The following is a 23,508-nucleotide window of genomic DNA, read 5'->3' as shown; positions in this document are numbered from 1 at the left end:
ATACAGGTGTAGAGCACAAACCGGTTAGCTACACTACACATTCAACCTTTCACATTTAAACGACTGGAGGTTTTATACATGGCGAATACGCAAGCAAGCTCGGGCGGGGTCCGAGTCAAAGTACAACGGTTCGGTAGTTTCCTCAGTGGGATGGTCATGCCGAACATCGGCGCCTTCATTGCCTGGGGGATTATCACAGCACTCTTCATTCCAACAGGATGGTGGCCAAACGAAAAATTAGCAGAACTCGTTGGTCCAACCATCACGTATCTCTTACCATTACTCATCGGTTTCACTGGTGGTAAATTACTTCATGACGTACGAGGCGGTGTCGTCGGGGCACTCGCCACGATGGGGGTCATCGTCGGTACCGACATTCCGATGTTCCTCGGTGCGATGATCATGGGTCCACTCGGTGGTTATGTCATCCGCCAAGTCGACCGTGCCCTTGAAGGCAAAGTTAAAGCAGGATTTGAAATGCTCGTCAACAACTTCTCAGTTGGAATCATCGGTGGTCTTCTCATGCTTGGAGGATTTGAAATCTTCGGTCCGATCATGAGTGCCCTCGATAAAGTCATGGCGGCAGGTGTTGACTGGATCGTCGGCGCGAAATTGCTTCCGATTGCGAGTCTGTTCATCGAACCAGCAAAAGTTCTCTTCTTGAACAACGCCATCAACCACGGGATCTTGAGTCCGCTTGGTGTCGATCAAGTCGCAGACGCTGGAAAATCAGTTCTCTTCTTACTTGAAGCAAACCCAGGACCAGGTCTTGGATTACTTCTCGCATACATGTTCTTCGCCAAAGGTGCAGCGAAACGTACGGCACCGGGTGCAGCTATCATTCACTTCCTTGGTGGGATTCACGAGATTTACTTCCCATACGTATTGATGAAGCCGGTCTTGATCCTTGCGATGATCGCAGGGGGCGCAACAGGGATCTTCACGTTCGTACTCTTTGATGTCGGTCTCGTCGCACCTGCTTCACCAGGTAGTATCTTTGCCATTCTTGCGATGGCATCACGCGGTTCATATCTTGGACTCGTGGCAGGGATTCTCTTGTCAGCAGCGGTCACGTTCGCTGTGGCTAGTGTCATCTTGAAATCGAGCGCAGCAGAGGAAGTATCACTCGAAGAAGCGACACAAAACGTGAGTGCGATGAAAGGCAAACAGTCTTACGCATCGGCTCTCGTGACAGATCGTCTTGATAAAGTCGACCATATCATCTTCGCTTGTGACGCTGGAATGGGATCGAGTGCCATGGGAGCATCGGTTCTCCGGAACAAGGTCAACAAAGCGAACTTGCCAATCAAAGTGACGAACACGTCTATCAGCAACTTGCCGAAAGATGCCCAGTTCGTCATCACACACGAAGATTTGACGGAGCGTGCGGAAGCGCAAGCACCGAATGCGATTCATCGTTCGGTCACGAACTTCTTGAACGCCGATTACTACGACCAATTGGTAGAAGAAATTAAAGCGGAACGCAGCAAAATTTCTTGAACTCAGAACAGATAGAGATACGGTTTAGCCATTAGGAGGAAATCAAAATGCCATTCATTCAAACAGAGATGATTCGACTTAACCAAACATTCGCAACGACAGAGGAAGCGATCACAGCAGCCGGAGCCGTCCTACAAGACGCCGGCTGTGTGACGCCGGAGTATGTAGAAGCGATGCATGAACGTCAAGCGATCGCCAACGTCTATATCGGAAACCACGTCGCCATTCCACACGGTACAGAAGCAGCGAAATCAGCGGTTCAGAAGACGGGGATCTCGTTCTTGCAAGTACCAGACGGTGTCGACTTCGGAGGTCAAACGGCCAAACTCGTCATCGGAATTGCAGGCGTGAATGATGAACATTTAGAGCTCCTTTCGCAAATCGCGATTCTCTGCTCGGACGAAAGCAATGTGGAGCGTCTTGTTCAGGCGAAAACGAAAGAAGAAATCTTGGCGCTCTTTATGGAAGAGGTGGCGTAAATGAAAGCTGTTCATTTTGGTGCAGGGAACATTGGACGAGGATTTATCGGATTATTGCTCAATCAAAGCGGTTACGAGGTGACGTTTGTCGACATCAATGACACTGTCATCGAAGCGCTTGAGGTAAAACGTCATTATGAGGTCGGATTCGCAGAAGACGGCGTCGATCGTATCATTGTCGACCGTGTTCGCGGTGTCAACAGTTTAAAAGAACCGGCTCGTGTCGTGGACTTAATCGCAGAAGCAGATCTCGTGACGACGGCTGTCGGACCGTCACTCCTCTCAAAAGTGGCACCGTTGATTAGCGAAGGACTTCGTGCTCGTGAAGTCGAAGACGCCCCGGTTTATGTCATTGCATGTGAGAACATGATTGGTGGGAGTGCGATTCTTCGTCAAGAAGTAGAGGCGTGTGGCGGTGTCGGGGAGGCGAATGTCTTCTTCCCGAACGCGGCTGTCGACCGCATCGTCCCACTACAACAACATGAGGATCCACTTTACGTGGAAGTCGAGACGTTCCATGAATGGGTCATCGAGACACAAGGGCTCAACGAACAACCACCGATTCAAGGTGTGACATGGGTTGAAGAAATCGGACCGTATATCGAACGGAAATTATTCACGGTCAATACGGGACACGCCATCGCCTCTTATATTGGCTCGTTGTTCGGGAAGGCGACGATTGACGAGGCATTGAAGGATCGCCGTGTGCGTCAAGTCGTCCAAGGCGCTTTATATGAAACAGGTTGGTTATTGCTTGAGAAATATGGATTCGAGGCGAAAGAGCATAGCCAATACATTCAAAAAATCATCAAGCGCTTTGAAAACCCGAAATTGAAGGACGAAGTGTCGCGCGTGGCGCGTTCGCCGATTCGTAAACTTGGACCGAGCGACCGTCTCGTCAAGCCGGCACGCGAATTGATGGATAACGGCATCGAGCCAAACGAACTCGCTTACGGGATTGCAGCAGCCCTTCATTACTACAACCCGGAGGATTCGGAATCATCGGAGCTGAACTTGTCGATCGAAGAACACGGCATCTCGTCAACGATTGAAAAATACCTTCATCTTCATGAGGGGGATACGTTGACTCAGTTGATTCTCGATCAATATCATTTGATTCGTGAAGAAGAAAAAGAACGCGTGTCGTAACTAAAAATCGCTCCTGTCAAATGGACAGGAGCGATTTTTAGTATTTTCCGAACTCGAGATAGGTGGTCGTCTCTTTGACATGAAACGGAACGTCTGTCTCAGACAATGGAAGACTGAAGTAGTAGCCTTGTACGTAGTCACATGATTCCTTGAGTAACCATTCGAGTTGAGCGGATGTTTCCACGCCCTCCATGAGAACTTTCATGCCCAGGTTGTGACCGAGTTGAATCATCGAGCGGACGATGGCCTCTTGATTGCGGTCGGTGAACAGGTTCTCGATAAACGACCGATCGATTTTCAGCACTTGCACAGGAAGTTCCCGAAGTTGGCTGAAAGAAGAATAGCCGGTCCCAAAATCATCGAGAGAAATGAGGATCCCGAGCTGATGCAACTGCGTCAGTTTTTCACGAGTCGAGGCCTCATATGAAAGCATCGAGGACTCGGTCACTTCCAATTCGAGATACATCGGGTCCATCCCCGTCTCCAAAAGAATGGATTGTAGCGTATCAACAAAGTCTTCGCGCGCAAATTGGAGGGGGGAGACGTTAAGGGATAATGTAAAGGGACGTATCCCAGTCCGTTGCCAACGTACCCAAGTGCGACAGCCTTCCCGAATGACCCAATGACCAATCGAATGAATTAACCCCGTGTTTTCTGCAATCGGGATGAAGTCAGATGGCGCAACCTTTCCGATTTGTGGATGTTGCCAGCGAAGTAACGCTTCCACGCCTTCTAATCGATTCCGCTTCAAATCGATTTTCGGTTGATAGACAAGTGTCAGTTCGTTTTTACTTAGTGCGGTGACGAGTGCTTTTTCTATCTCGATATTGCGCAAGAGTTGAGGTCGTGATGATTCTTCGAATAATTTGATATTATTCTCTCCATCCTGTCTGGATTCATCAGCGGCAAGACGAGAAAATTGAATAAGTTCTTCGGAAGAAGCACTATCCTTAGGGAAATGACTGATTCCCGCACTCATCGTCAATTCAAGAGTCGTGCCATCCACGTCGAAGCTGGATGAAAGCGCCTTAATACATTTTTCAGCCTTTTGATGAGCGAGCGAACTTCGTTGCGCAAATAGTAAGATGACAAACTCGGATGGTCCGATTCGTGTCAACACATCGTCTAGGTGAATCGTATGTTTGAGGCGGTCAGCGACTTGAATGATCAACTCATCTGCTCCGTGATGCCCGAGAATGTCACTTAGGAAACGCCAGCGGTTTACGTCGATATATAAACAGGCGACCGAACGTTCTTGTGAGATACATTCCTTCAAGAGGGCATCCAGTTTATGCCGATTTGGTAAATCCGTCAATGCATCGTGAAAAGCCATATGTTCAATCAGACGCTGAGAGGCGACTGCTTCGGTCACATCTCGGATAAACCAGAGTACTTGATTGTTCGAACCATCTTGAAGTGGGTAAGACGTCACTTCTAACGTACGATGATTCGTGTCAATTTGTACCGGCTGATAGAACGGCTGTTGAGCCGACAGCAAAGGATGATAATCTTGAAAAAATGGTTCTGTTACATGCCCCTCGAATAAGTGAGCGAACGCTTGATTTTGATATTGGATTTCACCATCGCTTGTCGTTGTCACTACGGCATCCGTTGTCGATTCTAAAATCGTCGTTTGGAAGAGGTCACGTTTTTGGATTTGTCGTTCTAACGTATACGCAATAAAGTACATCCCGAATAAGAGAAATACGATGCTTGTGACTAACCATGCGAGTAGGGTCGGATCAATCGGAACCTGCCTGACGGGTGAAGCATCGGGGATAATGGTCGTTGCCCGCATTCCAGCAAGGTGCATACTGAAAATAGCTGTCCCCATCAGAAGGGAGAACATCAGTTTCACGGAAAAAGCGGAATGCTGCATAGAGTAGGATGAAAAGAAACCTACCCATAAGGCGAGAAAGGAAGCGCCCCAAGCGATACCAATCGAAATCAATACCCATAAGGGATCAAAGTCTAATTGAACACTTTGTATAGCGGTCATCCCGATATAATGCATGCTGACAATTCCGAATCCCATCAAACCGGAAGATTGCAGTAAGGTCATCCATGTCGTCTTTCGGGAAATCAAACCGAACGACAGGATGCACCCGGCAATCGCCGGAATCATCGATCCGATAATGAGCCAGATGGAGTACGTGCTTTCGTGTAAAGAAGCATGACCGAGCATGGCCACAAAATGCATGGACCAGATGCCGAGACCTAGGGTGGTACCACCAAATAAAATCCAAGTACGATGAGACGTTGTCACACCTCCTGTGACCCGCTTCGCTAATTCGAGTGCCATCAAGGCTGAAACGCTAGCAATGAGGAAAGCGAGCATCATCAAAAATCCATTATGACTCGTTGTGTGCGTGCTAATCTGTTCCATAGTGTCGATACCTCATAGGGTTTTTAATTTATGATTCACTTTATTATATGCCGAACAATTGTAATTACATATAAAAAGATTCAAATGCTATTCTTCCAATCAAATAAGGGGTACTACATTGCTGAAGGGGTGCTGACTATGTATAAAAATAAATACATTCACTTGTTCTTATTGGTCTCATTCGGCTACTCATGGCTTATATGGGGAAGTTTGTACTGGTGGACCGATTTACCGATTATGGCAATCGTTATTTCGGGAGCGTTTGGACCCAGCATTGCAGGGTTCGTTACGATGTATCGACTTCGCGGTGGGGAAGGGGTGACACATCTTTTTCGGAAAAGCGTTCAGTTCCAGATGAGTTGGAAGACGTATGTGATTCCCCTTTTGTTGGTGCCGTTCTTATTTCTCGTGCGTATTGGTGGACGGATAGAAGCGATGCCTTACTCGTTCGCGAACCGTGGTGGATCGTCCCATACTTTCTCTATATGCTATTTCTCGGTGGGGCGGTGCAGGAAGAGTATGGATGGCGCGGCTATTTGCTCGACGCCTTGCAATCAAGACTCCCACCGCTTCTAGCCAGCTTGTCACTCGGAGTGGTCTGGACGCTATGGCATATTCCGCTCTTCCTCATGGTTGGAACAGTTCAGGCGAATCTATCGTTTTGGGCATATGGATTAGCCGTGATGGCTTATACGATTCTCATCACTTGGGTATACAACGGTTCGTCGCGTAATTTATGGTCGGCCTTTCTCATGCATACGATGTTTAATGTCATGCTCGTGATGGTCGGGTTCGAAGCGGAAAGTGGTTATCCAGTCGGGTTTATTCATTTGACGATCACGTTATGGACCGCTGCGATTTTAGTCATTTGGAAAACGTACGGTAAATTGAGTTATGAGCCACTCGAGGAAATGATTCCTTCATACCCGAGTGTTACGCAACGGATGCGTGAGGGTAAAGAGTAGGACAAAAAAGAAAAGGAAGTGGACGTCTTGAATTTTCGCGCACTCGAACAATCAGACGTGAAATCCTTGCAGCGCTTGTTTATGGAGAGTCTGAGTGACTTGATTCGACGAGAGCGTTTTGAAGATGCCGATTTGCTCGATGAAGAAGTGGCACGTCTGAACACGACGATTCAAGATCATTTCGATGATGACACCGTTCAACTGTACATTGTGGAAGAAGACGGATTCATTGTGGGAGCAGGGGCGTTACTACCTCCGAATGATATCATCTCAGGAAACATACAAATTGAGCGTGGTGCGATCGAGTTAGGGAGTGTCTATGTGTCACCTCGTATGCAGCGGCGAGGTGTCGGACAATACTTGTTAGAAGAAATGATGCGTGAAATTTCGGATCGAGGGAAAGACGTCTTTTATTTAGATGCCGGATTCCCGAGCGCTCAAGCCTATTGGCAAAAACGATTGGGTGAGCCATCTCATATCCTCGAACATTATTGGGGTCCCGGGGCATCACATATGATTTGGCGGGTCAATATCAAACAAGGAACTTAGCTGAGTGCTAAGTTCCTTGTTTTTAGTAATAAGATCGCATGAATTGATGAATGCCGGATGCCGTTGCTTCAGCCATTCGTTGACGATATGTCGTACTCGTTAAATGTGAGCGGTCGCTTGAATTACTGATGAATCCGTATTCGACAAGGGTAGAAGGTGACACGTTACGTCCGACTACGTATACATTTTGATACTTGACCCCACGGTTTTGAATCGTGGAAATCCGTGAAGCGATTTCTTTATTGATACTTGAGCCGAGACTACGGCTGGCGGAAACGTAAGGGTTTGTCGTATAGCTATCTGACGTCGGGACGAGTACCTCATGTCCATGAGCCGTGTTATAAACAGAAGAGTTCGCGTGAAGACTGACGAACACATCCCCTTTATAAGACTTGTTGAGTGACACACGTTGGTCAAGGGAGAGGTACGTATCGTTTGAGCGAGTCAATTTAACGTTGTAGTCATATGTGCTCGATAAGACGCCAGCAAGGCGTTTCGCGATATCAAGTGCAATTACTTTCTCGTAAACCGATCCGTAGACAGCGCCAGGGTCGTTTCCGCCATGTCCTGCGTCGATGACGACCGTTTTACCAGTTCCGTCTGTATCGGTTGGTGTCGTGACAGTCGTAGGCTTCAAGTACTCGGATGCTACATAACCGGTTTTCCCATTGTATGTGACTTTATACCACGACTCGTAACGACTGACATACTTGACGACCGACCCGGCCGGAATGACGGTTAAGACATTGCTCCAAGAGGCCGCGCTAAGGCGCATGTTCAAGTTCACGGTCGTTTCATAATAAGCAGACGGGGTTACAGGAGCTGTCGTCGCCGTTAAATAGTCAGAAGAAACGTAACCGGTTTTTCCATTATAGGTAACCTTATACCATGATCCGTAGCGACTCACATATTTGACCGTCGCACCCGACGGAATCGTCGTGACGACAGAACTCCATGAAGCGGCGCTGAGACGAAGGTTTAAATTGGCAGTCGTCTTATAATAGTCCGAAGGTGGGACGGGAGCACTCGTAGCTGTTAAATAAGCAGAAGCGACGTAGCCCGTCTTTCCATTGAACGTCACTTTGTACCATGACCCATAGCGACTGACATACTTGACGGTCGCGTCGGCAGGGATCACGGTGACGACATCGCTCCATGAAGCGGCAGTAAGACGCATATTTAATCGGTCTGTTGTCTTATAGTAAGCAGAAGTGTTCGAGACCGTAACGTATTGAGAAGAGACATATCCTGTTTTGCCTCCATAACTGACTTTGTACCACGAACCGTATGTACTGATATACGTGACGCTTGAGCCAGATGGAATGGTCAACAGGACAGGGCTCCAAGTGGCTGCACTTAAGCGAAGATTTAAGTTGGCGGTAGTGGTATAGGTCGAGGCGGCTTCAACAACAGTCGATTGAATACCAGATGAATCCAGTTGGAACGGGACGATTGCTGCCCCGGATATTGCAAGTGAAGAGCTGAGTAACAGCTTTAAACTCCATGATGATTTTGTTTCATTCAATGTTCAAACTCCTTTATTCATTAAACTAGTGACAAGGGCGGCGTATGAGAGTGCATCTAGGTTGTCCCTGTTTATTATATAAGTAAAAAGGAAAAAATGGAGGGGAATATATAATTCATTTACCTTTTTTCTTAAAATAAAAAAGACGCACAAGGCGTCTGGAGTAAATCAGATTAAACGATGCGAGGCATATCATCAACAAGTAGTTTAACTGGTTCATCTACTTTAACAATGCGAGGCATGTCGTCAACGAATAGTTTAGCAGGCTTGTCTACTTTAACAATGCGAGGCATATCATCAACAAAGAGTTTGATTGGTTCGTTCACTTTAACGATACGAGGCATATCATCAACGTGTAATTTGACGGGCTCATTTACTTTAACAATGCGAGGCATATCATCTACTAGAGGTCTAACAGAACTTCCTAAAAGTAAAACTGCTGTAGCGATAAATAGTATTCCTGTTACTTTTTTCATTAATAAAACCTCCATCAAATTATTATTTTATGCTTTTAAAGCAGAAAAACCTAAATTATCATAGATCATTCGTCAGCTTTCAAAGAATCGAACAATCGGTATAGTGTCTCAGATTGCTGATATATACGTGTCTCCAAATCTCCTGAGTAAGCATCTGGAGTGTCGGCAGGAAAGATCACTACTTTTTCAGATTCACTTTTTACAGCAGTTGCTAGAATAGAAACATTTACTTGTTGACTCAATAACGTACTGCAAAGAGAATGTGATATCTTATCAGTTTCATTGAGTAAATTTGGTCTCCAGCAAACTGATGTTTCGGGCAAAATATACAAAATATGTCCTTCTTCAAGTAGGGTCATGCATTGATTAGTAACAAAGTCTGAATCCTGCTCAACGTTAATATATTCATAATCAAGTAACTGTTTTTCATAAATTGTTTTTGTACTTCGTTTTAAAATCGAGAGGGAAAGTTCAGGTCCTAGAATATAAAGTTTTTTGAAAGAGTGAATGTGATTCAATGAACGAGCTATCAGTCGAGGTAATGATTGATAGTAATCGATTTGAAAAGCGTTTACAATGAAACCTCTAGGAGAACTTAACAATTGGGTCAGGTGTTCTAACCCTGAAAAATTATTATGATCTTCAGAAGTGTACATTGTATCCATGGTTGGAACTTGCTTTGACTTAAAATAAATTTTAGGCTTAATGTAGTCTTCGGCAAGTAAGAAACTTAGTTTTCCCATTTGTCATTTTCACCCCCGGATAAATAATTGAAATGTGTTATTTAGTAAAAATTAACTAGGAAATTTGTAGAAACTGTTTTTACTAGTTCAATATTATCATGTCATCTTTTATAAAGGGGGATGTTTTGGTTGGGAAAATCATTCCTAGAAATGCTCTTTTAAGATGCTTTTTTGTGGCGAATTTCCTGTATGCGTGACAAAAAGACTAATATTTTTTAAAAAAACCAACCATTTTAGTTCGAAGGGGCTACTTTTTGATATGGAATATAACTTTGGGAATTTAATAAAAGTAGAACGTATGCGGAAAAATATGAAGCAGTCAGTGCTTGCTAGAGGAATCTGCTCAATCTCATACTTAAGTAAAATTGAAAATAATCAAACTACTCCTAGTGACGAAGTCTTAGAACTGATTTTTGAAAGGTTAGAATTAGAGGTTCCACTTTATTATGACTTCAGTGAAAAAGTAGATCAAACTAAAAAAGAAATTCGAGATATATTGAAAGAAGCATTATTGTCACGCCAAGAAGATAAGTATTTTAAGAGGATTGAAAAATTTAAAACAAATCCTGTTGTCTTACAATCGAAGGAATTGTACATTACTTTATTAATCACGCTAGCGCGATTTGGTCTCACACCTGGTGGTAATGTTCAATATTTAATTGAAGTAGGTTGGATTAAAGATCAACTAAACAAAGACAATCGTTTGCGATACGATTTATTGCAGTGCCTCTACATGTTTCTCTATCAGTCGGCTGATCGAGAAACTACTGTGAGTTTGTTAGAGAATGTTGGTAAAGAGCTTGCGGATTCAAGTATTCCTGATTGGGAAAAAGCAGATATGCGATATGTGATGGGCGCCCTTTATCACCGATTTACAGATTATTCTCAAGCTATTGATTACGTGAAGTTGGCACTCGAGTATTTTCAAGAGAATTTTTGCTTGGAACGAATTATCGAGTCGCACATGATTATTGGTTTGTCATTTAAACGTCGGAAACGATACACAATTGCTTTAGAACATTATGAAAAAGCAGCGAAAGTGGCAGATAAGGCAAAATTGAACGATTATTATGGAATGCTTTATAACAATATGGGAGATATATATTTTTTAATTGGGGATCAAGAGAAAGCACAAAAATATTTTCTTGATAGTTTTAAGGTTAAAGAAGGAGCAAAAAGTAAACTATATAGTGTAATGTCTTTGCTTGAAGTCAATGCCGCTAAAAATAATATTGAAGGCATTATGGAATGGTTGGCAATAGGCTATGAGTTAAAAGGGGATCAAGATGATTTAGTAGAGTTTAACTATCACTTTGATATTTACGTAAGTAAGTATAAAAAAATTGATCAAAATGAGTTAATCCAAAGTCTAAAAAGAGCTGTTAATTATTTTGAAGCATATGATGAATACTACACTCATAAGTATGCATTGTGGTTGTCTAGAGAATTAAGAAGCACAGGAAAGTACAAACTTGCTACAGAATACTATGAAAAAACAATCTCAATGATGTCACGTTGGGAGTAAACAAAAAGAACTCGAGATAAGTAATGATACTTAAATCGAGTTCTTTTCTATGGCGTTGTAAAATAATGCACAGTCCACACTTGTTCTTGAACGAGGCGTTCGTCTTCTATATGACCGTTAAGGACCTGCTGTAATAGATGAATCAAATGTTTTTGAAGATTCGCATCATGAGAGCCACTATGCAAAATCTCCTCTTCGCTAGCAACAATGTAAAAACCACCAAGCCGCAATGGCACATGCTTCCGAATCAAAGCAGCGGCAGTTTGAAACTTCGCTTGCTCCCCCATGTGAGGCACGTCAATCTCGAAACGTCCCCATTGATTAAAATCTCCAATTTCTGAAAAAGGTGGGTCACGATGATCCAATGGCAAGTCCTCCGATCCTAGCAATCTCTTTATATTCAGTATATCTTGTTTTTGACTTAAAACGTGCAAAAATAAATGGATAGGGTAACCTACATCTACGAAAATGAATCGGTTTCTTTCCTTTCTATATTCTGTAAAAGGATTCCTTCCAAATTAGGCAAAAAAAGAGTCAAAAATAACACGGTCATATCGACCGTGTTATTGCATGATGTGTTCTTTTGAGGTTGGGAGTTCACAGATAAATGTACTTCCTTCCCCGTATACCGATTCGACATGGAGTTGACCATCATGGGCTTTGGCAATTTCTTTACAAATTGCGAGACCGAGACCGGTACCTCCGATTTTACGACGATCCGAATTATCGACGCGGTAAAATTTCCCGAAGAGGTGAGGGAGCGAGGCACTCGGTATACCCATACCGTGGTCTCTCACTTTCATCACGACCTCTTCGTCTATACGTTCGAGCGATACAAGGATATTCCCGCCATCTGGCGAATATTTGATGGCGTTACTTAATAGGTTACCAAGTAATTGACGCATCCCTTCTAAGTCTGCATCGATAATAAAGTCTTGTTCGGTATCGGCATCGATGAATAGTTCATGCCGGTCCGTCGTTTCCTGATAAAACGCGACACTGTCTGTGATGAGCTTGTATAAATCGACCGGTTCCCACTCGAACGTTTGCTTTCCAGACTCCATTTTTTGAAGATCCAAGAAATCGTTGACGAGATACGAGAGTCGTTTCGCTTCATCGTGGATTGTCTTCAAATACAGTTCACGACGACTTTCCTTCAAATCTCGTGACAGCATCAGTTCAGTAAATCCGTAAATCGAGGACAATGGTGTCCGTAATTCATGTGAGACGGTCGAGACGAGTTCGGATTTCATCCGATCGATTTCTGTTTCGGCCGTGACGTCACGTAAGACGAGCATCGTTCCACGGAGTCGACGGTCTCGATAGACACTTTCGGCATAAAGTTGAATGAAGCAATCGCCTTGGTCGATTGAAATCGTGAGCCCATCCTCCGGCGGGTCTTGCGTGAAGACGCGTTCGAAGTATCGGACAAACTGTTCATGTTGATCGACCCGTTCCGCCAGCTGTTCGATATCGATGTCAATGGCAGAGAGTTCTTCGTATCCCTTATAGTCAAAGTGTAAATCATCAAACATACGGATGAAGGCGCGATTGCCGACGATAGTGTCATCTTCATAGTTCACATATAAAATGGCCTCACGTACAGAATTGATTAGTTGCGCCGTCTCTTTCCGATCCTGTTGCATCTGGCGATAAAGCTGCATGCGGAGAAGTGAGATGGCAAGTTGACCTGCGAATGCGTTCAATTCCGATTTTTCACTGGCATCGTATTGTTCGTCGTAACGCGCCAAGTAAAGACAGCCGATCAGACTATTATCCGATGGGTCCATGATGGGAATGACCGTCTCATAGATATAATATGGATACGTGTGTAACGCATCGACGACCCGCTTAGAAGTGGCGGCCGGTAACTTTGAAATCATGACTCGTTTAAGCAAAAGGGAATCTTTCTTTAGACTTTCTTGTTGATCTTCGGTCATCTCTTTCGGTACAACAGACGTGATTTCTCCGTCTTTAGTGAGTAAGAGGGCACCGAACTCAGATTTTGTAAGCAACACAATCTTTTCAATAACAGAAGAGTAATCAAATAAGGATTCTTTCGAAGCCAATACTTCAATCAACTCGTTGCGATATTGAAGATTAATTTCATTTAATTTCGATTCATTTAATACGTTCTCAAGCTTTTCTTTCTTCGCTTTCAGTCTGCTGTTTTGGTCGGCCATCCGTTTGATGAGCGGGCGTCCGATTAATAAGATGGCACTGATGAACATGACGAGCCCGATCATCCAAATCCATCGGAGAGCAGTGAGTTCGAGAGTAGAGACATTCCCATCACGCACGAACCAGGCTCCAATCAAGGTTAAAACCAGACTGAATCCACAGACACTATATAAAATACTGAGTATTTGACGACTGTTCAATTGTTCAATCCACTTGCTGATCATTCGTTCTACTTCCTTCCTTGAACATAAAAAACGATAGGTCATCTTTTCCTTGCCCTGAATTCTATGAGACCGGGAAGAGAAAATGAAGCAATTTGCTTATTCAACGTGCATTAAAATAGATTCACATAATGCGATTTACCCAAAATACATGAAATGTACACGTGTCAACCTGCTTTGCGTTGACATTATTTAACGAAGTGATTACCTTGATATTAAGATAAAACAACGAGGAGTGTAGTCTATGTTATCAATTGAACCGTCTGCCTTGACTGAACGAGACACATATAAGTTTTTGATTGGCAGCATTGTGCCAAGACCGATTGCGTTTGTCACAACACAAAATGGGGACGTGATTAACGCCGCCCCGTTTAGCTATTTTAATGTAGTCGCATCCAACCCTCCGCTCGTCTCCGTCTCAGTTCAACGAAAAGATGGCGTCATGAAAGACACGGCGCGTAACGCACTCCGTACGAATGAACTAGTGATTCATGTCGTAGATGAAACGAACGTCATCAACGTGAACGAGACGGCCGCCAACCTTGCGGCAGATGAGAGTGAGCTGTCTCGTACAGACTTTACGCTTCAACCGAGTGATGTGATTTCGACTCCAGGGGTCAAAGAAGCAAAAATCCGTTTTGAATGTGTGCTCCATCATCACTTGCCGATCGAACATGACGGAAAAACGACTGCCGATTTATTGATTGCGCGAATTGTCCGTTTCCATATTGACCGAGAGTTATATACTCAAGGACGCATCGATGCTAAACGGCTTGCGCCTGTCAGTCGGATGGCCGGCAATAGTTATGCGACCCTTGGGGAACTATTTGACGTGAAGCGTCCAGAGTAATCGATAAACGTGCCCGTTTTTTCTAAAGAACGGACACGTTTTTTGGGTAAAGAAATAGGAAGCGCATTTGGGTGCGGTATTTCTTTCTTTCCGACACTCGCTTGTGTCACAATAAAGTCAGAACATTCTAACTTTCAGTCATCCTAGATCAGAGAAAAAGGGGAGTCCGTCATGTACCGTCCAACTGTCCAATCGATTATTACTGCTATTGAAACCGTGATTGTCGGAAAAGAAGAAGTCATCGCAAAAAGTCTCACTGCCTTGCTAGCAGGTGGGCATGTGCTGCTTGAAGACGTACCAGGAGTCGGAAAGACAATGCTCGTCCGTACGTTCAGCCGAGCGATTGACTTAGATTTTAAGCGCATCCAATTCACACCGGACATGCTACCGTCCGACTTGACCGGGATTTCGATGTACAACCAAAAAACGAGGGAATTTGAATATCGACCAGGTCCGCTCATGGGTAACATCATTTTAGCGGATGAAATTAACCGGACCTCACCGAAAACGCAATCGGCTCTTCTTGAGGCGATGGCTGAGCGAAGTGTAACAGTGGACGGGGAATTGAAAGTGTTACCGTCACCTTTCTTCGTCATGGCGACACAAAACCCGATTGAGCATGAAGGGACGTATCCGTTGCCGGAAGCACAGTTGGATCGCTTCTTACTTAAAATCGAGATGGGCTATCCGACATTCAATGAAGAGATTGCATTATTGTCGCGGTTTGAAAAAGAAGAGCCGCTCGAGGCGCTTCAGAGCGTGATTACGAAGCAAGAAGTTGAACTCATGCAACGTGAAGTGAGAGACGTGCATGTGTCGAGTGCGGTCAAACAGTACATTGTGCGATTGGTGCATGAGTCTCGAAAAGATCCGCATACGTATTTAGGAGGAAGTCCGCGAGCCACACTGGCGTTGATGAAAGCGGCACAGTCGTGGGCGTATATCCATAATCGCGATTTCGTCTTGCCGGATGACGTGAAGGCGATGGCGACGAGTGTGCTCGGACATCGCGTACTCTTGACAGCAGAAGCACGGTATAAAGGAAAATCACCGAATCAGTTGATTCAAGATTGGCTGGATACGTTGCCTGTCCCGATGGATCGTGAGGTCAATGAAGTATGAAAAACTGGATGAAGCTGTTCGTTGTATGGGCGGCGGCATTCGGATTGTATGCATTTGCCCGCATCGAAGGCAGTATCGTCGCTTCGACCTTATGGTGGTCGTTCGCTGTGTTGACCGTCTACTGGACACTCTTTATGATTTATCCGGTCACAGCGGCAAATGTGGTGCGCCGTGTGACAACGAAGCGACTTGTTTCTGGACAAACAATGGATGTCGAGTTACGAATTGAACGGAAGTATCCTTTCTTGATTGGGATGGTCACGTTAGAGGAGCGATTGCCACAACGTTTGACGGATGAAGACAAGACGATTGTCGTGCCTGTAGACCGTTTTTTCCGACAAGCAGAAGTCGTCCATTATGAGGTCGAGGCGATTAAGCGTGGGATTCATGTCTTTGACCGCACCGTTCTACATGTACGTGACGTATTTGGTCTGTTCGACCGGAAGCGGACGTTACGACTCGAGACGGTCGTCGAGGTGTCACCCGCTGAATTGCCGTTTGATTTACCTCGAGACGAACATGTCGGGGGTCGTGGGGAGCAATATCGTCAAATGCGGACATACACCGAAGTGGCCAATACGACCAGCGGGGTTCGGGAGTATGCGGCAGGAGACCGAATCGGACGGATTGATTGGAAGGCATCCGCACGCCGAGGGAACTTGATGACCAAGACGTTTGACCAGGAACAAGAGAAGAAGCTTTCACTCGTGTTCGTACCAGCCGTCTCTGCCGGGTATGAAGAGGCATTTGAACGTTCCCTATCCTTACTTGTTGGAGCGATTCGTCAGTTAGAACGAAAAAATCTGCCGTTTGAGCTCTACGTCATTGAAGAGCAGGTGCGACTGTTCCATCTTCCTGACCAGAGTGCAGAAGTCGGTCATTACTTGTTGACCGCAACGCCAGAAGCTGAGGGGCGTCTCGTCGAACGAGTGAAGCAGAAACTGCCTCAACAAACTGGAGATTTGATTTTGATCAGTCCTTTTGAAACGACGTCCATTCGAGAGTTGATGCATGAGACACAGGGTAGCTATCATCTCTACACGGCAGTTAATGAGGTGACGGTATGAAGACATGGGTAACCCGAATCGTCTATACGGCGCTTGCCGCCTATTTGTTGTCGTTCTGGATTGAGCCGATTGTTGGAAGTACGACGTTCGATGTGACGTGGCCGTTTTACTTCCTGCTCATCGTGCCGATGTTTGCCAGTATTCTGCCTTGGGCAGCTTTTCTTGGGATCTCGCTTCTTAATTTCCTCATCGTCTTGTATGCCTATCACGGCAGTATTTTGGACTGGTTTGGTCTATGGATGGAAGATTTGATGGGTGTCATGAGCGGTGAACTGCCGAATGAAGCGATTTTCTTCTCTGCCATGGCGCTGATCGGCTTACTGTTTGCTGTGCTCGTCGGACGAACGTATCCAAGTTATAGTTTTGCCCTTGGGATGATTGTGTCGACTCTCGGCATCATGGCCTATTTTGATACGTGGACGTTGTATGACGGGGAAGGCAATATCCTGTATGCCATCGTCACATCGCTCCTCTTACTATTTGTCACCGATTTGGCAAAACGACCGAGTCAATCGCTCGTCCGATTCGTCAGTATCGGACTACTCCTCAGTGTCGTCGTGGCTCTCGCAAGTGCTTCACCCACGCTTGAAGGCGATTGGTCTGACCGTATCACTACGAGTTTTCGGAATGCGACGACGGAAGGTGATGGGAGTGGCCCGGGTCGAGTTGGGTATGGAGTGAACGACGAATCGCTAGGTGGTCCGTTCGAACAGGATGACGGCATCGTCTTCATCGCTCGCGGCGTGCCGGCACGCTATTGGCGTATCGAATCCAAGGCGATTTATACGGGGAAAGGTTGGGTCGAATCACCAGTCCTGGACTCTAACTACAATCGTGGTCAGTTAGTGGACTCGGAAGTGGATACGACACCGGAACAGGCACTGTTACGTTTTGAGCGCCGACAACCGTTTGTTCCTTATGGTGGAGAATATCCGCAAGCTATCGAAACAGAGTCCGGTACCGAATTTCGAGTCGGTGATATCGAACGGGCTTTCCCGAACGAGACGATTACGATGCAACCGTCCGGAAAGATTGTATTTGAAAATGAGGAACAATCGACTCCGCGGACGATCCAACTTCGTTATAGTGTCCCGGCTTTCTCTGAAGAACAACTGGCATTAAATGAAGAGATCACATCGCTCACGGAAGAAGAGCAACAGGTCTATTTACAGCTACCGGAATCGTTGCCAGAGCGTGTACGAGATTTAGCCACTGACATCACGGCGGAGAGTGAGACACCGAACGAGAAGGCGGAAGCGGTAGAAGCTTATTTCCGAAATGGAGAATTTCAATACGACACCGAAAATGTGGCACAACCGGAAGGGGACACGGATTATGTTGACCAGTTCCTGTTCGACACACAAATCGGGTATTGCGATAACTTCTCGACGTCAGCTGCCGTATTGCTGCGCGCGAACGGCATACCGACGCGTTGGGTAAAAGGATTTACGATGGGTGACACACGAGGGGTCATTCAAGGTGAGGAAGAACATACGATTCGAAATCGTCACGCCCACTCGTGGGTCGAGTATTTCATTGAAGGCGCGGGCTGGGTTCCGTTAGAAGCGACAATCAGTTTCTCGGACGCCAACTTATTGCAGATGGAACGAGAAACGGATACAGAAGATACGACGCCGGCTGCGAATGATCCCCAAGCAAATCAGGACAACGATACGCAAAACCGTCCGCAAGAAGATTTGTTGATCGATGACGTGACGACAGGTGATGTTCAAGAGGAGGCACGTAACATGCCGGTGTGGGGATGGGTTGTCATTCTCTTCCTCGTGGCGGTCCTCGTTTGGAACCGGAAAATCATCGAGCGTCAAATCATGTATGTCTGGTGGATGAGTCGTCCGCTCACGGATGGGCGCCTCGTCTCGATGCACCGCTATTTGATGAAACGACTGCGTGCGAACGGATTCAAAATTGAGGGACGTACGCCTTCGGAACTCGCCAAAGAGGTCGACGCCTACTATGAAACGAATGATATGACCCGTCTGACGGCTTTGTTTGAGCAAGCTATTTATGCGGAACAAGAGCCGAATTCAAAATATAAAGAATATTGGAAAATCATGATTCATCGAATTATGAGTTGAAGTGACGGGATGCATCAAGTAAGATAGACGCATTAGTTAGATAATTGAACATGGCATTCCTTCGTATATACTCGTGAATTGGCGCGAGAGTCTCTACCGGACCACCGTAAATGGACCGACTATGAAGGAGCACGTTTCGTATACAAAGAAAAGGGCGTGCTTCTTCTTCGGTTTGGATAATCTGGGGGAGAGGCGCGTCCTTTTTTTGAGGAGAAGGCAGAAAGGTGGAGATTTCGTGAAAGTAGAACAAGAAATGATTTTGGTGCTTGATTTTGGTGGTCAGTATAACCAGTTGATCACACGTCGTGTCCGTGACCTTGGCGTATACAGTGAGTTGCATTCGCATAAGATGACGGCAGACGAGATTCGCGAATTGAACCCAGTCGGCATCATCTTCTCAGGTGGACCGAATAGCGTATACGCGGAAGGCGCATATCGTTGTGATCCAGAGATCTTTGAACTAGGTATTCCAATCTTCGGAATCTGCTACGGGATGCAACTTATGACACATCACTTCGGTGGTCGTGTGGAACGCGCCGCTCATCGTGAATATGGAAAAGCGACATTGTTCTCGACGCCGGAAGCATCAGCGATTTATAACGGTCTTCCAGTCGAACATACAGTATGGATGAGCCACGGTGACCTCGTCATGGAAGCACCGGAAGGATTTATCGTCGATGGAACGAACCCGTCTTGCCCGGTCGCTTCAATCAAAAACGATGAGTTGAAAATGTACGGTGTCCAATACCATCCAGAGGTTCGTCACTCGGAGTACGGAAACGACATCTTAAAAAACTTCATCTATGAAGTATGTGGTGCGAAAGGCGAATGGTCGATGGAAAACTTTATCGACCTCGAAGTGGAGAAAATCCGTGAAATCGTTGGCGATAAGCAAGTTCTTTGTGCGCTTTCGGGCGGTGTCGACTCTTCTGTCGTGGCCGCACTCGTTCATCGCGCAATCGGTGACCAGTTGACGTGTATGTTTGTCGACCATGGTCTCCTTCGTAAAGGGGAAGCGGATAGCGTCATGAAGACGTTCGCAGACGGATTCAACATGAAAGTCATCAAAATCGATGCACAAGAACGTTTCTTGACGAAGTTGGCTGGTGTCTCGGACCCTGAGCAAAAACGTAAGATTATCGGAAACGAGTTCATCTACGTATTTGATGAAGAAGCATCGAAACTCGTCGATATGGACTTCCTCGCACAGGGGACGCTCTACACAGACATCATCGAGAGCGGCACAGATACAGCGCAAACGATCAAATCACACCATAATGTCGGTGGGTTGCCGGAAGATATGAATTTCACGTTGATCGAACCGCTCAACACGCTCTTTAAAGACGAAGTCCGTGCACTCGGTACAGAACTCGGTCTTCCTGACTATATCGTTTGGCGCCAACCGTTCCCAGGTCCAGGTCTCGGAATTCGTGTCCTCGGTGAAATCACGGAAGAGAAGTTAGAAATTGTCCGTGAATCGGATGCGATCTTGCGTGACGAAGTGAAGAAAGCCGGTCTTGAACGCGACATCTGGCAATACTTCACGGTGCTCACACCAATCCGCTCGGTCGGAGTCATGGGTGACGAGCGTACGTACGACTATGCTGTCGGTGTCCGTGCGGTCACTTCAATTGATGGCATGACGTCTGATTGGGCACGTATTCCATGGGATGTGCTTGAGAAGATCTCTGTCCGGATTGTAAACGAAGTCAGCCACGTTAACCGTGTGCTGTATGACATCACGTCTAAGCCACCTGCAACAATCGAATGGGAATAAGCGGAACAGAGGGGGATTCCCCTCTGTTTTGTCTTAAAACCGAACATTAACGTTTTTTATCGATGTAAAATCCGTGAATTTAGTTGACATTCTATTTTTACGCTGATACGATAAGAACGTTCTTATTATAACCGAACAATTATAAAATATTTTGCCGTATAATATCGGGGATATGGCCCGAGAGTCTCTACGAAATCACCTTAAATGATTTCACTACGGCGAGACATAGATGAGGGTGTATGCCCTCGTATGTTTCGCGTGGGGTCCTCGGTCATTTGCCGGGGGCCTTTTCTCGTTTTACGGCGAGCACAAGGAGGAAAACAAATGAGCACACAGCTCAAGCAAGAACAGCAACAACCATCAACGACGAGTCGGATCGATCGTTACTTCCAACTCACAGCACTCGGTACGAGTGTCCGCACGGAACTGATCGCAGGATTTACAACTTTCCTCGCGATGGCGTACATTCTTTTCGTTAACCCGAACATTCTTGGGGCAGCGGGTATGGATACTGGAGCGGTCTTCGTGGCGACAGGTCTTGTCGCGGTAGTCGGTTCATTGACGATGGGACTTCTCGCGAACTACCCAATTGCGATTGCGCCAGGCATGGGCCTTAACGCGTTCTTCGCATATAGCGTCGTCATCGGGATGGGTATTTCTTGGCAAACGGCTTTGTCAGGTGTACTTGTATCAGGTCTCTTCTTTATCGTATTGACGTTATCAGGAATTCGCGAAACGATTGTTAATGCGATTCCGGCTCCTCTCAAAATGGCGGTTGCTGCAGGGATTGGTTTCTTCATCGCTTTCATCGGTTTGAAAAACGCAGGCATCGTTGTCGCGAATGAAGCAACACTTGTTAGTCTTGGTTCACTTGGTACGGGCACGACGCTTCTCGCGGTGTTCGGTCTTGTGGTCAGCGCCTTGCTTATGGCGCGCGACATCAAAGGTGGTATTTTCATCGGGATGTTGTTGACGGCGATTGTCGGGATGATTTTCGGTCTTGTGCCGACACCGACAGCGATCTCAGACGTTGTGTCGATGCCGCCGAGTATGTCATCTACATTCGGTCAAGCCTTCATCAACTTCGGTGATGTGTTCACGCTTCAAATGCTCGTTGTCATCTTGACGTTCTTCTTCATCGACTTCTTTGATACAGCTGGGACGCTCGTCGCGGTAGCGCGTCAAGCTGGGATCATGAAAGAGAATAAAGTACCACGTGCGAGTAAGGCGTTGTTAGCTGACTCGACAGCGACGGTGGCAGGTGCAATCTTCGGAACATCTACAGCGACTTCATACGTTGAATCGTCAGCAGGTGTCGCTGCTGGTGGACGAACAGGATTGACTGCTGTTTTCGCAGGATTGTTCTTCGGTTTGGCATTGTTCTTCTCGCCTCTCTTGGCAGTTGTTACGGCGCCGGTCACAGCTCCTGCGCTGATTATTGTTGGTGTGCTCATGGCTTCGGCTCTTCTTGATATCGATTGGAAAAAGATCGAGATTGCAGTTCCTGCATTCTTGACGATTATCATGATGCCACTTACATCATCAATCGCAACGGGAATTGGGCTTGGGTTTATCCTTTACCCACTCATGATGATTGCAAAAGGGAAGACGAAAGAGATTCATCCGATCATGTACGGGATGTTGGTCATCTTCTTGGCATACTTCATGTTCTTGCCACACGCATAAGTTCATTTGAAAAGCCGGCTCTGTTATTACGAGTCGGCTTTTTTGTATGCAGTATTTTCAGGAAGGAATGGATCGTACATCGTGATCGCGTGATTTTCTGTGATGAACTCATTTCGAAGATGTGTGCCATTCATTGAAATGACTTCTCTAAATATCTGGTTATGTCGTATCGTTCCACCCCACCATTCCCGGGTGAAATGATGGTTTTCTTCATATATACGATACTGTTCTTTATTCGGGATGTTCGAGCGCCATTCCCCGACGAGATGATCTCCCTCTATATATAGAAGGAGTTGATACGTTTGTGCCGTCTGGTTTGTGATTTGTAAGTCGAGATAATTATAAGAACATGTCGCGCCACTTCCGAAAGGTTGGTCCCGTCGGTAATCTGGGAACACATCGTAGCTGTGACGATAACGTTCGGTCACGGTCAATGGGCTATGTAAGGTGATCCAATAGATTAGATTGGACAGTTGGCAAAGTCCGCCACCGATTCCTGAAGTGACTTTTCCGTAATGGAGAATCATTCCGTCGACGTATCCTTTACGTTTCGTTGGCTTGCCGATCATCTTCCAATAGGAGAAGACATCGTTTGGAGTCAGGATAGAGCCGTTCAGTTTGGTGATTGCAATTTTTAGGTTGGTTACCTTGTTATGCTGGACTTCCATGTCGACATCTCGGAGTTGGCGATACAAAGGAGTTCGGTGTGTATGGATCAGATATGACATCGGTTCAGTGTTTCGTTTTGAAACATACTTTCGTTTGTCCGTCATCCATTCTATTCGTCGCTTAAGCGTATAAATTTGTGTACCAGACCAGATTCTGAACGGTGAACGTTTCTTAGGCCGCTGTAGATCGGATTGCATCATTGGTTGACTCCTTATAGGTTTATAGTCGTTATTAGATATAAGTGTATTCTTTAAAGTGATTTATTCTTCCTTCTTCCATTAAGGAGTTGGGATTCGAACTTTGGATGATGTAGAAAAAGATTTAAAAGTTTTTTTAGAATAATGCTTGCAAGATCAAAAAGCAGGTGATATAGTTATCTCTGTTGCCAGCGACAAACGTTGAACAAACGAAAAAGTTGTTGACATCAAAATGAATTAAATGTTATTATCATTTAGTCGCCAAGAGCGGCAGACGAACTTTGAAAACTGAACGATGAGGCAAAAATAAGTTTTACAATTTTTGAATGAAGCGCAAGCTTCGTC

The 23,508-nt window shown here is 45.7% G+C and carries 19 protein-coding genes and 2 riboswitches; of the genes, 12 read left to right on the top strand and 7 right to left on the bottom strand.

The window, feature by feature from the left end:
- The first annotated feature begins 78 nt into the window (after nt 1–78).
- From KNO79_RS13535 to KNO79_RS13525, 3 genes are read left to right on the top strand one after another with little or no spacing between them, the layout of a single operon-like run.
- Nucleotides 79–1,500 carry a PTS mannitol transporter subunit IIBC gene (locus KNO79_RS13535; RefSeq protein ID WP_196431520.1) on the top strand — a complete coding sequence of 474 codons (1,422 nt, stop codon included), beginning with the start codon at nt 79–81 and terminating at the stop codon, nt 1,498–1,500.
- 47 nt (nt 1,501–1,547) lie between these two features.
- Complete coding sequence (locus tag KNO79_RS13530; protein ID WP_026824364.1) at nt 1,548–1,979, top strand: PTS mannitol transporter subunit IIA; 432 nt, start codon at nt 1,548–1,550, stop codon at nt 1,977–1,979.
- Nucleotides 1,980–3,128 carry a mannitol-1-phosphate 5-dehydrogenase gene (locus KNO79_RS13525; RefSeq protein ID WP_214691511.1) on the top strand — a complete coding sequence of 383 codons (1,149 nt, stop codon included), beginning with the start codon at nt 1,980–1,982 and terminating at the stop codon, nt 3,126–3,128.
- Between the two features lie 37 nt (nt 3,129–3,165).
- Here KNO79_RS13525 and KNO79_RS13520 read toward each other — a convergent pair whose 3' ends face one another.
- Nucleotides 3,166–5,514 carry a bifunctional diguanylate cyclase/phosphodiesterase gene (locus KNO79_RS13520; RefSeq protein ID WP_214691510.1) on the bottom strand — a complete coding sequence of 783 codons (2,349 nt, stop codon included), beginning with the start codon at nt 5,512–5,514 and terminating at the stop codon, nt 3,166–3,168.
- Nucleotides 5,515–5,732: 218 nt separating this feature from the next.
- Between KNO79_RS13520 and KNO79_RS15715 the strand changes: the two genes are divergently transcribed.
- Complete coding sequence (locus tag KNO79_RS15715; protein WP_214691509.1) at nt 5,733–6,479, top strand: CPBP family intramembrane glutamic endopeptidase; 747 nt, start codon at nt 5,733–5,735, stop codon at nt 6,477–6,479.
- Nucleotides 6,480–6,506: 27 nt separating this feature from the next.
- On the top strand, nt 6,507–7,028 hold the full coding sequence (locus KNO79_RS13510; protein WP_214691508.1) for a GNAT family N-acetyltransferase: 522 nt from the start codon (nt 6,507–6,509) through the stop codon (nt 7,026–7,028).
- 22 nt (nt 7,029–7,050) lie between these two features.
- On the opposite strand, the gene KNO79_RS13505 is transcribed toward KNO79_RS13510, so the two are convergent.
- The 3 genes from KNO79_RS13505 to KNO79_RS13495 all read right to left on the bottom strand — a co-directional run bounded on the left by KNO79_RS13505 (nt 7,051) and on the right by KNO79_RS13495 (nt 9,772).
- Complete coding sequence (locus tag KNO79_RS13505) at nt 7,051–8,553, bottom strand: N-acetylmuramoyl-L-alanine amidase family protein (protein ID WP_214691507.1); 1,503 nt, start codon at nt 8,551–8,553, stop codon at nt 7,051–7,053.
- Nucleotides 8,554–8,726: 173 nt separating this feature from the next.
- Nucleotides 8,727–9,029: a hypothetical protein gene (locus tag KNO79_RS13500; protein WP_074034700.1), complete on the bottom strand. Its 303-nt coding sequence runs from the start codon at nt 9,027–9,029 to the stop codon at nt 8,727–8,729.
- A gap of 65 nt (nt 9,030–9,094) precedes the next feature.
- Nucleotides 9,095–9,772, bottom strand: a complete 678-nt coding sequence (locus KNO79_RS13495) for a hypothetical protein (protein WP_074034698.1) — start codon at nt 9,770–9,772, stop codon at nt 9,095–9,097.
- Between the two features lie 259 nt (nt 9,773–10,031).
- Here KNO79_RS13495 and KNO79_RS13490 point away from each other — a divergent pair, with 259 nt between their 5' ends.
- Nucleotides 10,032–11,297 carry a helix-turn-helix domain-containing protein gene (locus KNO79_RS13490; RefSeq protein ID WP_159563472.1) on the top strand — a complete coding sequence of 422 codons (1,266 nt, stop codon included), beginning with the start codon at nt 10,032–10,034 and terminating at the stop codon, nt 11,295–11,297.
- Nucleotides 11,298–11,344: 47 nt separating this feature from the next.
- On the opposite strand, the gene KNO79_RS13485 is transcribed toward KNO79_RS13490, so the two are convergent.
- Both KNO79_RS13485 and KNO79_RS13480 read right to left on the bottom strand, forming a co-directional pair.
- Entirely contained in the window at nt 11,345–11,662 is a 318-nt protein-coding gene (locus KNO79_RS13485) for a hypothetical protein (RefSeq protein WP_074034697.1), read from the bottom strand.
- A 198-nt stretch (nt 11,663–11,860) separates the two neighbouring features.
- On the bottom strand, nt 11,861–13,702 hold the full coding sequence (locus KNO79_RS13480) for an ATP-binding protein (protein ID WP_214691506.1): 1,842 nt from the start codon (nt 13,700–13,702) through the stop codon (nt 11,861–11,863).
- Between the two features lie 241 nt (nt 13,703–13,943).
- Between KNO79_RS13480 and KNO79_RS13475 the strand changes: the two genes are divergently transcribed.
- The 6 genes from KNO79_RS13475 to KNO79_RS13450 all read left to right on the top strand — a co-directional run bounded on the left by KNO79_RS13475 (nt 13,944) and on the right by KNO79_RS13450 (nt 22,297).
- Nucleotides 13,944–14,549 (top strand): flavin reductase family protein, encoded by a 606-nt coding sequence (locus KNO79_RS13475; RefSeq protein ID WP_196431509.1) that lies wholly within the window; start codon nt 13,944–13,946, stop codon nt 14,547–14,549.
- A 171-nt stretch (nt 14,550–14,720) separates the two neighbouring features.
- Nucleotides 14,721–15,671, top strand: coding sequence for an AAA family ATPase (locus KNO79_RS13470; RefSeq protein WP_074034693.1), 951 nt, complete (start codon nt 14,721–14,723; stop codon nt 15,669–15,671).
- Nucleotides 15,668–16,738 (top strand): DUF58 domain-containing protein, encoded by a 1,071-nt coding sequence (locus tag KNO79_RS13465; RefSeq protein WP_159563475.1) that lies wholly within the window; start codon nt 15,668–15,670, stop codon nt 16,736–16,738. The genes KNO79_RS13470 and KNO79_RS13465 overlap by 4 nt, the downstream gene beginning before the upstream one ends.
- Nucleotides 16,735–18,834: a transglutaminase domain-containing protein gene (locus tag KNO79_RS13460; RefSeq protein WP_214691505.1), complete on the top strand. Its 2,100-nt coding sequence runs from the start codon at nt 16,735–16,737 to the stop codon at nt 18,832–18,834. Before KNO79_RS13465 ends, KNO79_RS13460 begins: the two co-directional genes overlap by 4 nt.
- A 41-nt stretch (nt 18,835–18,875) precedes the next feature.
- Nucleotides 18,876–18,976, top strand: a riboswitch (purine riboswitch).
- Nucleotides 18,977–19,087: 111 nt separating this feature from the next.
- Entirely contained in the window at nt 19,088–20,611 is a 1,524-nt protein-coding gene (gene guaA, locus KNO79_RS13455) for a glutamine-hydrolyzing GMP synthase (RefSeq protein WP_251125342.1), read from the top strand.
- A gap of 134 nt (nt 20,612–20,745) precedes the next feature.
- A riboswitch (purine riboswitch) is annotated at nt 20,746–20,847 on the top strand.
- An 88-nt stretch (nt 20,848–20,935) separates the two neighbouring features.
- On the top strand, nt 20,936–22,297 hold the full coding sequence (locus KNO79_RS13450) for an NCS2 family permease (RefSeq protein ID WP_015880700.1): 1,362 nt from the start codon (nt 20,936–20,938) through the stop codon (nt 22,295–22,297).
- A gap of 26 nt (nt 22,298–22,323) precedes the next feature.
- On the opposite strand, the gene KNO79_RS13445 is transcribed toward KNO79_RS13450, so the two are convergent.
- A complete protein-coding gene (locus KNO79_RS13445) occupies nt 22,324–23,166 on the bottom strand; it encodes a VanW family protein (protein WP_214691503.1) in 843 nt (280 codons plus the stop codon).
- Between the last annotated feature and the right edge of the window lie 342 nt (nt 23,167–23,508).

The organism is Exiguobacterium sp. s43 (assembly GCF_018617255.1).
GTDB lineage: Bacteria > Bacillota > Bacilli > Exiguobacteriales > Exiguobacteriaceae > Exiguobacterium > Exiguobacterium profundum.
Note: the sequence above shows the minus strand (reverse complement) of the source record. Positions and strands in the feature narration are given on the sequence as shown.